The sequence below is a fragment of the Nitratireductor arenosus genome, from assembly GCF_009742725.1.
Lineage (GTDB): Bacteria > Pseudomonadota > Alphaproteobacteria > Rhizobiales > Rhizobiaceae > Mangrovimarina > Mangrovimarina arenosa.
The window spans coordinates 26,879-37,519 of the sequence record NZ_WPHG01000012.1 but is presented as its reverse complement, the minus strand read 5'-3'; the positions used below and the strand labels follow the sequence as shown (position 1 = coordinate 37,519).

The window sequence follows — 10,641 nt, the reverse complement described above, 5'->3', positions numbered from 1 at the left end:
CTCGGCAACGTCCCGCCGGTCGAGTTCGCCATGAAGATCAGGCTGGAAAAACAGGCCGCATGAGGCCACAAACGAAACCCTCGGACTCTCCCTTACGCTGGAGGGAAGTCGGGGCTCAGGTCATACCGCCTGACTGAAGTGATTCGCGTTTTCTGTCCAAGCACCGGGTCAACGAGGCTGCGCGACATCAACAACTCTCGACTCAAGGCGCATACCGGCTGCAGAAACCAGTTAGCCGCCCGGTCGCGCTGTGGAAGCTACCTCGGCCGAATCATGCGCCTGATCGCCGGCAACGATTGGGTTTGCCGGGATGGACTCTCCTGCTACAGCAAGTCCGGCATGGAATTGAGCGACCCAAACGCATGGCGGAAACGGACATAGCCAAAGGAGCGCCGGGGACACCGAGCCATCCCCTCGACCTCGGCAACGCCACGATCGGCATAATCGGCCTCGGTTATGTCGGCCTGCCGCTCGCCGTCGCGTTCGGCAAGCGCGGCCGGGTGATCGGCTTCGACGTCAACCCGGAGCGCGTGGCCGACCTCAACGCCGGACGGGATTCTACCCGCGAGGTCGAGGAAGCCGCGCTCGCGGCGGCCAGGCATGTCACCTATACCAGCGCGCCGGCCGACCTCGCCGCCTGTTCGGTCTTCATCGTGGCGGTGCCGACGCCGGTCGACGCGGCCAACCGGCCCGATCTCGGCCGGCTCGAACAGGCCAGCGAAACGGTCGGCGCCGTGCTCAGGAAGGGCGCGCTGGTGATCTACGAATCGACCGTTTATCCCGGCTGCACGCGCAGCGTCTGCGCGCCGATCCTGGCACGGTGTTCCGGGCTTGTCCCCGACCGCGACTTCTTCGTCGGCTACAGCCCCGAGCGGATCAATCCGGGCGATCCGGCGCGGCGCCTCGGCGATATCGTCAAGGTCACCAGCGGCTCGACGCCCGAGGCCGCAGACGCCGTCGACGCGCTTTACGCCGCGATCGTGCCGGCCGGCACCCACAAGGCCTCCTCGATCGAGGTCGCCGAGGCGGCCAAGGTGATCGAAAACACCCAGCGCGACCTCAACATCGCGCTGATGAACGAGCTGGCCATCGTCTTTCACCGGCTCGGGCTCGACACGAAAGAGGTTCTGCAGGCGGCTTCGACCAAATGGAATTTTCTGCCGTTCACGCCCGGCCTGGTCGGCGGCCACTGCATCGGGGTCGACCCGTATTATCTCACCCACAGGGCCCAGGAAGTCGGCTACCACCCCGAGATCATCCTGGCCGGCCGGCGCATCAACGACCGCATGGGCGGCCATGTCGTCGAGCGGGTGGCGCGGCTGATGATGAAAAACCGCCTGCCCGTGGTCGGCAGCAGGGTGCTGGTGATGGGGCTCGCCTTCAAGGAAAACTGCCCCGACGTCAGGAATACGCGCGTGATCGACATCGTTCGCGGGCTCGCCGAGCTCAACGCCGACGTCGACGTGTGGGACCCATGGGTCGATCCCGCAACCGCGCGGCGGGAATTCGGGCTTGAAATCCTGACGACCGCACCGCAAGAGGGGCGGTATGACGCCATCATCCTCGCCGTTGCCCATCGTGACTTCGCCGACCTGGGAGCGGCATGGTTGCGCGCGCGCGGCAGGCCGGGCGCGGTGGTCTTCGACGTCAAGAGCGTTTTTGCCAAACACGACAGCGACGGGCGGCTCTAGAGCCGTTTCTCTTTAACTGGAAGCGGTTTGATGGAATGGATTTTTCGCTTCGGCAAGGAGAAGCCCGCAGCGCGATATCACTATCGGGCAAGGGCTTCGACGCGGGCCGGGGCGGAAAAGCCGTCCAAGCCGGGGAGCGCCAATGGTTTTGATATCGCCTTTCAAACCGCAATCGCCCGACCTTGGTCTTTCCCGTCCTGGACGGCGTCCCACCCGGCTCACGGTGCCTGCACCGCATCGCCACGCGCTCCTGGCCAGACCGCGAAATCCCGGCGGTCAAACGATTCCAGTTAAGAGGAACGGCTCTAGACCATGAACGTGCTTGTCACCGGCACCGCCGGCTTCATCGGTTTTCACGTCGCCAAGCACCTGCTGGAGCGCGGCGACACCGTGGTCGGCTTCGACGTCGTCAACGATTATTACGACCCGTCCTTGAAAGAGGCCCGGCTCGGTGTCCTGGAAGGGCTGGCCGGCGCCAGGCAAGGATCGTTCCGGTTCGTGCGCGCCGACCTCGCCGACGCAGCGGCCGTCGACGCCTGTTTTGCCGAACACCGCTTCGACCGGGTCATCCATCTGGCCGCACAGGCCGGCGTGCGCTATTCGCTCGATAATCCGCGCGCCTATGTGCACAGCAACATCGTCGCCTTCACCAATCTCCTGGAAGCCTGCCGCCACAACAAGGTCGAGCATCTGACCTATGCCAGCACGAGCAGCGTCTACGGCGCCAACACGGCGATGCCGTTTTCCGAAAGCCAGGCCGCCGTGCACCCGCTGCAATTCTACGCCGCCACCAAGCGCGCCAACGAATTGATGGCCCATTCCTACAGCCATCTGTTCGGACTGCCGACCACGGGTCTGCGGTTCTTCACCGTCTACGGCCCGTGGGGCCGGCCGGACATGGCGCTGTTCAAATTCACGAAGAACATCCTGGCCGGCGAGCCGATCGAGATATTCAACCACGGCGACCACATGCGCGACTTCACCTATGTCGACGACATTGTCGCGGGCGTGGTGGGCGCCAGCGACCGGATCGCCGCGCCGGATCCGAACTGGGACAGCGACGCGCCGGCGCCCGACAGGAGCAACGCGCCCTACCGGATATTCAATATCGGCAACAGCCAGCCGGTGAAGCTGCTCGACTATGTCGAGGCGCTCGAGACGGCGCTGGGCAAAAAGGCCGAGCGCCGCTTTCTGCCGCTGCAGGCCGGCGACGTGCCGTCGACCTGGGCCGATGTGAGCGCGCTGCAGACCGCGGTCGGCTACCGTCCCGCGACCCCGGTGCGCGAGGGCGTCGGCCGTTTCGTGGCCTGGTATCGCGACTATTACGGCGCCTAGGCGGCGCGCGCACGCAGAACTCTTCGTTTCGCTCAGATGCCGCCGCCGTCGCCGAAATGCTGGCCGGAAACGTCGCGCGCAGCCAGCCAGCGTTCGATCTCGGTTATGGCGTCGTCCGGCCGGCTTTCCTGGGTGCGGATATGGATATCGGGGGCGTCCGGCGCCTCGTAGGGCGACCCGATGCCGGTAAAGTTCAAAATCTCGCCCTTGCGCGCCTTGGCGTAAAGCCCCTTGGGATCGCGCGCCGCGCAGTCCTCGAGTGGCGTATCGACGAATATTTCCGCAAAGGCCACCTCGCCCATCAGCGTACGCGCCATGGCGCGTTCGGCCCTGAAGGGCGAGATGAACGACACCAGAACGATCAGCCCGGCATCGGCCATCAGCTTCGCCGTTTCGGCGACCCGGCGGATGTTCTCGACCCGGTCGGCCTCCGAAAAACCGAGGTCGCGGTTCAGCCCGTGGCGGATATTGTCGCCGTCGAGAATATAGGTATGCCGCCCAGCGGCGTGCAGCTTGCGCTCGAGCCGGTTGGCGATCGTCGACTTGCCCGACCCCGACAGGCCGGTGAACCACAGCACCGCCGGCTTTTGCCCCTTGATCGCCGCGCGCGCGCTGGCGTCGACGTCGAGCCCCTGCCAATGGATATTGTCGGCGCGGCGCAGCGGATACGCAATCATGCCGGCGCCGACCGTGGCATTGGTCATGCGATCGATCAGGACGAAGGCGCCGGTGGCGCGGTTTTCGCCGTAGGGGTCGAAGGCGACCGGCGCCTGGGTGGCGATCTCGACCACGCCGACCTCGTTCAGCGCCAGGGTCTTCGCCGGCTGACGGGCGAAACTGTTGATGTCGACCCGCGCCTTGAGCGCGCTGACATGCGCCGGCACCTCGTCGGTCTCGGTGCGCAAAAAATAGGAGCGGCCGGGCACCAGCGCGCTTTCGCCGAACCAGACGATATTGGCGGCGAACCGGTCTGCGACATGCGGCCTGGCCGTCGGCGCAACCAGCATGTTGCCGCGCGAGACCTCGACCTCGTCGGCCAGCACCAGCGTGACGGCCTGACCCTGGCGGGCGCTGTCGAGATCGCCGTCGCGGGTGACGATGCGCGCCAGCGTCGACGCGCGGCCGGACTTGGCCACGACGACCGCGTCGCCGACGGCGACCGAGCCCGAGGCGATCGTTCCAGCAAAGCCGCGAAAGTCAAGATTGGGTCGCACCACATATTGGACGGGAAAGCGGAACGGCCGCTCGTCGGATGGTGCGTCGATGGCGACGGTTTCGAGATATTGCAGAAGGGACGGCCCCTCGTGCCAGCCCAGGCGCTCGGAGGGCGCGCTGACATTGTCGCCGTAGCGCGCCGAGATCGGCAGCGCGGTGACGGTCTCGAAGCCGAGATCGTCCGTGAGCGCGGCGTATTCGTCGGCGATGGCGTCAAAGGCGGTCTTGGAAAAATCGACCAGGTCGATCTTGTTGACGGCGAGGACGATGTGGCGAATGCCGAGCAGCGAGGCAATGAAGGTGTGGCGCCTGGTCTGGCGCATGATGCCGGCGCGCGCGTCGACCAGAACGATCGCCAGGTCGGCAGTCGAGGCGCCGGTGGCCATGTTGCGGGTATATTGCTCGTGGCCCGGCGTGTCGGCGACGATGAATTTGCGCCGCTCGGTGGCGAAGAAGCGATAGGCGACATCGATGGTGATGCCCTGCTCGCGCTCGGCCTCCAGCCCGTCGACCAGAAGGGCGAAATCGATATCGTCGCCGGCCGTGCCGTGCCGGCGCGAGTCGTTTTCGAGCGCGGCGAGCTGGTCCTCGAAAATCAGCCTGGCGTCGAACAGCAGCCGGCCGATCAGCGTCGACTTGCCGTCGTCGACCGATCCACAGGTCAAAAACCGCAGCAGCGACTTGCGCTCCTGGCCGGCGAGATAGGCGCGCACGCCGTCGCGCTGTTCGATGGCGCGGGGGGACACATGTTCCATCGTCAAAAATAGCCTTCGCGCTTCTTCTTCTCCATCGAGCCCGCCTCGTCGCGGTCGATCAGCCGGCCCTGACGCTCCGACGTTCGCGCGACCAGCATCTCGCCGACGATCTCTTCCAGACTGGTCGCCTGGGAGTCGATCGCGCCGGTGAGCGGGTAGCAGCCGAGCGTGCGGAAACGGACCATGCGCTGGCGCGGGACCTCGCCCGGCCGCAACTTCAGCCGCGCGTCATCGACCATGATCAACATGCCGTCGCGCTCGACGACGGGGCGCGGCGCGGCGAAATAAAGCGGCACGATCGGGATGTCCTCGCGCAGGATGTATTGCCAGATGTCGAGTTCGGTCCAGTTCGACAACGGAAAGACGCGGATCGATTCCCCCGGGCTGACGCGGGTGTTGTAGATCTTCCACATTTCCGGGCGCTGGTTCTTCGGATCCCAACCGTGCTGGGCGTTGCGAAAGGAGAAGACACGCTCCTTGGCGCGCGACTTTTCCTCGTCGCGCCGCGCGCCGCCGAAGGCGGCGTCGAACTTATGAGCGTCGAGTGCCTGGCGCAGCGCCACCGTCTTCATGATGTTGGTGTGGACGCTGGAGCCGTGATCGATCGGGTTGATGCCCTCGCGCACGCCGTCCTGGTTAACGTGGACCAGAAGATCAAAGCCGAGTTCGGCCGCCATCCGGTCGCGAAAGGCGATCATCTCGCGGAACTTCCAGGTGGTGTCGACATGCAGGAACGGAAAAGGCGGCCTGGCCGGATAAAAGGCCTTCATCGCCAGATGCAGCATGACGGCGGAATCCTTGCCGACCGAGTAAAGCATCACCGGCTTCGAAAAGGTCGCGGCGACCTCGCGGAAAATGTGGATCGCCTCGGCTTCGAGCCGATCGAGATGGGTGAGCGTGTCGTAGCCGCCGAGTTTCTGGAGCATCGGGTTCGCGCCTTCGAAGCAGCCGCGACCTCGCATCCCGGCATCCGGCCTGAACGTGCCGCTCCGGGCCGCACTTCTCAAGGCGCGCGGTGCTCTCAAGCGCCGCGCTGGCGAAGCATTTTTTTGCGTTTGGGCGTCATCGTGGAAACTTCGTCGCCGACGCGCCGCGCCGGCGCGCCCGGCATCCTCAGGCGCGCGAGCTGGCTGCGCGGACGGGGTCCTTCGCCATCAGCGGCGCGACCCGCCCTTATGGCGCGCGGCCAGTTCCTCGAGCGCCGCCAGCATCAGGTCGGCCTGCTTGGTGCGGTGGAACTGCGCCGCGGCCGCCACGCCCGCCGCCGACAGGGCCTTGCGCCGGGCGGGATCGTTGGCAAGCGCGGTGACGGCATCGGCGAGCGCGCCGGCGCTGCCGGCCTCGACATGGACGGCCGAGCCGAGCGGCGTCAAAAGCTCCTCCAGCTCGCCCTTCACATTGGTGACGATCGGCGTACCGGTGGCCATCGCCTCGAAGATTTTCGACGGGATCACGGTGCGGAACAACGGGTGATCCTTCAGCACAACCAGGGTCATGTCGCTGACACGCCAATAGTCGGGCACGGCGTCGTGCGCGATACGGTCGACGAACATCATGTTTTCGAGCTGCCGCTCGGCCGCCATTGCCTTGAGCCGCTCGCGCTCCGCACCGCTGCCGACCATCAGCAGCGTGACCTGCGGGGCCTGTACGGCCAGCCTGGCGGCGGCCTCGATCAGCATGTCGAGGCCGTGCGCCATGCCGATCGTGCCGATATAGGAAACGACGATACGCCCGCTCAGCCCCAGCCTGGCGCGCAGATCGTCGGCCGGCCCCGGCGAAAACCGGCTCAAATCGGCGCCGTTGCGCACGACGCGGATTTTTTCGGGATCGATGCCGGTCTCGGCCAGGTGGCGGCGAAAGGCGTTGGTGACGGAAACGATCAGCTCGGCGCGGCGATAGAGAAAATACTCCAGCTTGCGCACCATGCGCAGCAAAGCGCCGTCCTTGAGCGCGCCGACGGCGATGATGGAATCGGGCCACAGATCCCTGAGTTCGAACACGAAGGGCCGCCAGCGCAGCACCGACGTCATCCAGCCGGCCACGGCGGCAAAGAACTGCGGCGAGGTGGCGACGACGATGTCGGGACGCTTTACGAACAGCGCAGCGATGGTCGCGGTCACCATATAGCTGACGAAATCGGCAATCCGCTTGGCTGTCCCGGCATTGGGGAAAATCAGCGTCGGAACGCGAATCACATCGACCCCGTCGACGGTCTCACGCTTCCACGGCGACTGTTTGTATCCGGCGAACAGCTTGCCTTCGGGAAAGTTCGGGAAACTCGTCACCACCGTGACCTCGTGGCCGCGTTCCACCCAGCGGCGGGCATGCGCGCTGCTCCTGAGCGCGGCGGCGTTGGTTTCGGGCGGATAATTGTCGGAAAGCAGAAGAATGCGCATCAGGCCAGGAACTCGACGGTAACTTCGATGGGAAGGTCGCGCGCCGCACGCCAGACCAGCACCGGGCGCGGCCGGCAAATGCCGAATTCGGGCGCGTAATGTCCCTGCTCGATCGCCAGCGCGTCGGCGCCCGCAACGGCGACCCTCACCGCCCGTCCGTCCGGCATGACAAGGCGGAAGCCGCCTTCGATCTGCTCGACCCGGTCCACGTCCGGATGGAGCGGAAACCGGCCGACGGCTGCATGACGCCCCCCGCCCTCGATGCGATCGACGATGCTGACCGCGCCGGCGGTGACCCTGACGTCGCGCGCGTGCACAGGGCGGCCAGCGAGAAAACGATAGCCGTCATGCGCGCCGCGCGCGTGCAGCGCACCGCCCGCCACCTTCGTCGACACCGACGCGGGGCGGGCGCGGCGACCAACCCGGAAACTCGCCCACACTTCGGAGGAGTTCGCGCCGTCGAGCTCCACGGTGGCGTGGGCGCTGGTCGCCCGCTCGGCCTCGCGTTCGGGGCCCGGCGCATAGGTCGAGGTGCCGGTGTTGGTGATGAGGCGCGCGCCGGCCAACGAGATTTCGAGCGACAGCGTGTCGGCATGCGCGTGGCCGGGAATATAGTCGGGGCCGACCGGCGCGGCATCGAAGAAAACGCACCAGGGCCCCTCCCGCAGCCGGACGTAACCGCTGTCGGCCAGATGGGCGAGCGCCGGCGGCGACGGTGCGGCGGAAATGCCGGCCCGGCCGGCATAGGCGCATAACTGCGCCAGGTTGCGGGCCTGGCCGAACGCGGCATCGTTGAAGAAGGCGATCTCGCCGTCGGGATGGCTCATCGCGGCCAGCCAGTCGATCATGCGCGCGGCGCGGCCGGCCCAGTCCTGGTCGGCGGCGGCGCGGCCGAGCGCGTCGGGATAGACCGCGGCAAGCTGGACGAGATCGATCGCGTCTTCGAGGATCAGCGCATGATACATCGGGCTGAGCTCGAAATGCCCGCCATCGGCCAGCACCTGCTCGTCGAGTTCGCGGGCCATGATCGCCAGGCCGGTGTTCAGCCAGCGCTCGGCCTCGGGGCCGGAAAAATAGGCCCCGGCGAAGATCAGCGCCTTGGCATTGGCAAACAGATGGTTGCCGAGCAGATGAAACTCGAGCATGCCGGCAAGCGCGCGCGTCTGCCGGGCGAGACTTTCGCGCGCTTTTTCGTCGAGCGGCAGGCCGGCCAGCGCGGCGGCGATCCAGTTCACGATACGCCGCGACAGCGTATAGGGCTCCCAGCCATTGCCGGCGAGCGGCGGATTGTCGTTTATCCAGCGGTCGACCAGCGCCAGATGCCAGGCCTGACGCGTGGCTGCGCCGTCGGCCAGGAGGTCGTCGAAATAATGCAGATTGTAGAGCCAGAGCTTGGGCATGGAGGCGTCGTTCCAGCCCGCCAGCCCGTCGAGATCGGCCTCGCGCGCCAGGAAGCGGAACCGCGACGGGCCGACGAGGCTTGGCGACCGGCCGGCGCAGGGTGTCCAGCCGGCCGTGACCGCGCGCAGGGGCGGCACCGGTCCGCCGACCTTAGGGGCGGCGCGCAGGCGGCGGGCGACACGATCGGAGATCTGGCCCGGGCGCAGATAGCGCACGGTCCGCAACAGGCGCCCGGCCTTGGATAGGGAAGCTCGCATGCCGCTCTCGGTAAGATGGGATCGGGAGACCGGCATTCCCAACCACACGAAACCGGCAATTGCAAGCATCGCCGCCGGCCACGGCGCCCGGTTGCCGAAGACCGCGACGCGCCATGCGGGTTCATCACCCGCATGGCGATCCGCAAGTCGGCGCGCACGTCCTACCCGAACATCCGGGCGTTCATCAAGACGCCGAGCTCGGGATCGAGTTCGACATGGCCGAAGACGATTTTCGGCAGCGCGATCCACACCGCGCCCGACAGCGGCAGCTTGAGCTGGGCGAGGTCGTAGGCGTAGCCATACTGATTGGGAACGTTGTGGACGCAGATATGCGTCCAGCCGTCGGCATTGTCGATCGTCTGGGCCGCCTTGGGCTGGGCTGCGCCGTCGCGGCTGGCGCGCACGACCCGGCCGCTGTCGAGCGTCAGCGCCGCGGTGCCGGTCTTGACCTTGACGTGATAGGCGAAGGTAAGCCGTGTCGGCAAGGCCGTGAACAGCGTGGTGAAGGCGAGGCCGTACAGCGTGCCGCCGATATCGACCGCCTCGCTCATCGTCCCCGACGCCTTCTGGGTCACCTCGATCACGTACCATTCCGGCCCGAACCGGCGCGCGCCGGGCGGCCGGATCGCCTCGACCAGCGCCTTGACCTCGGCGTCGAGCGCGCCGGCCGCGCCGCCGTAATCGTCGTTGTTGTGGATGAACTTGGCGTGCGCGGCGAGCCCGGCGCCGGATGTCGGGCTGAGATAGGTCGGCGCGGCATAGGCGATGCCGCTGAAGGCGGTGTTGTTGGCGTTGCCGTTGAAGCGGCCCGAATCCGGCAGCACGTTTTGCACCATGTCGCGACCGACGCGCAGATGGCCGATCACCGCCTCGCCGGCGGCGCGGTCGCCGCGCAGGATTTCTGTCCAGGCGGCGCCGTCGGGCGAGACGCGCACGGACAGATCGTCGTCGCCGACCAGGCCGAGCTCGGCGCGGCCCGACCAGTTCGACTGCATCAACAGCGACAGCACGTCGGCCTCGCTTTCCTTGTTGAGGGCGTAGCGCAGATCGCCGTCGCCGCCCTCGGCCGCCGGTCTGGCCGTCCACAGCGCCTTGTTGAGTTTGGCCGAAAACGGGTTTGCAGCGTCCGCCGTCGTGCCGAGGCCGAGCAGGACAAGGTTCTGCAGCGTGGTGATGGCGCCGGCGACATCGGCCCAGGCCGCGCCGGTCCAGTAGCAAAGAAGCGCCTCGTCGGCGACGAAGGCGAGCCAGCCCTCACCGGGCTGGTAAAACGCCCAGGCGCCGTCCTGGAAGGCGGCGATTCGGCCCTCCTGTCCGGCCCAGTCACCGGTCGCGGCCGAAGCCACGATGTAGCGATCACCGTCGGCCGCCCCACCGGGCGGCGCGGTCAGGTCGCGGTCGATGACGGCAAGCTGCACGACCGCGTCGAGCACGCGCAGCGCCTCGTTATGGGTGACGTGTTTTTGCGCCTGCGCCGGCGCGATCACGGGAAGCGAGAGATTTGCGGTCTTGTCCATGGGGCCCTTCCTGCGGAAAAGCCCCTAGGGTAGCGCGCGGCGTTGAGGGGGGGGATGGATAGAGGCGTCTCGAA

General features: G+C 66.8%; 7 protein-coding genes. 2 read left to right on the top strand and 5 right to left on the bottom strand.

Annotated elements, in window-relative coordinates; translation table 11 throughout:
* The first annotated feature begins 362 nt into the window (after positions 1–362).
* Positions 363–1,691, top strand: a complete 1,329-nt coding sequence (locus GN330_RS23320) for a nucleotide sugar dehydrogenase (protein ID WP_156716160.1) — start codon at positions 363–365, stop codon at positions 1,689–1,691.
* A 312-nt stretch (positions 1,692–2,003) separates the two neighbouring features.
* Entirely contained in the window at positions 2,004–3,026 is a 1,023-nt protein-coding gene (locus GN330_RS23315; RefSeq protein ID WP_156716158.1) for an NAD-dependent epimerase, read from the top strand.
* Positions 3,027–3,058: 32 nt separating this feature from the next.
* Here GN330_RS23315 and cysN read toward each other — a convergent pair whose 3' ends face one another.
* The 5 genes from cysN to GN330_RS23290 form a co-directional block, all read right to left on the bottom strand.
* A complete protein-coding gene (cysN, locus tag GN330_RS23310; RefSeq protein WP_156716156.1) occupies positions 3,059–4,996 on the bottom strand; it encodes a sulfate adenylyltransferase subunit CysN in 1,938 nt (645 codons plus the stop codon).
* A gap of 2 nt (positions 4,997–4,998) precedes the next feature.
* Positions 4,999–5,922 carry a sulfate adenylyltransferase subunit CysD gene (gene cysD, locus GN330_RS23305; RefSeq protein WP_156716154.1) on the bottom strand — a complete coding sequence of 308 codons (924 nt, stop codon included), beginning with the start codon at positions 5,920–5,922 and terminating at the stop codon, positions 4,999–5,001.
* A 228-nt stretch (positions 5,923–6,150) separates the two neighbouring features.
* The gene (locus GN330_RS23300) at positions 6,151–7,392 is read right to left on the bottom strand and encodes a glycosyltransferase family 4 protein (protein ID WP_156716151.1); all 1,242 of its coding nucleotides are present in this window, start codon (positions 7,390–7,392) and stop codon (positions 6,151–6,153) included.
* Positions 7,392–9,050, bottom strand: coding sequence for a heparinase II/III family protein (locus tag GN330_RS23295; protein ID WP_197435291.1), 1,659 nt, complete (start codon positions 9,048–9,050; stop codon positions 7,392–7,394). Before GN330_RS23295 ends, GN330_RS23300 begins: the two co-directional genes overlap by 1 nt.
* A gap of 161 nt (positions 9,051–9,211) precedes the next feature.
* Entirely contained in the window at positions 9,212–10,567 is a 1,356-nt protein-coding gene (locus GN330_RS23290) for a DUF2793 domain-containing protein (RefSeq protein WP_156716147.1), read from the bottom strand.
* Positions 10,568–10,641: the final 74 nt, after the last annotated feature.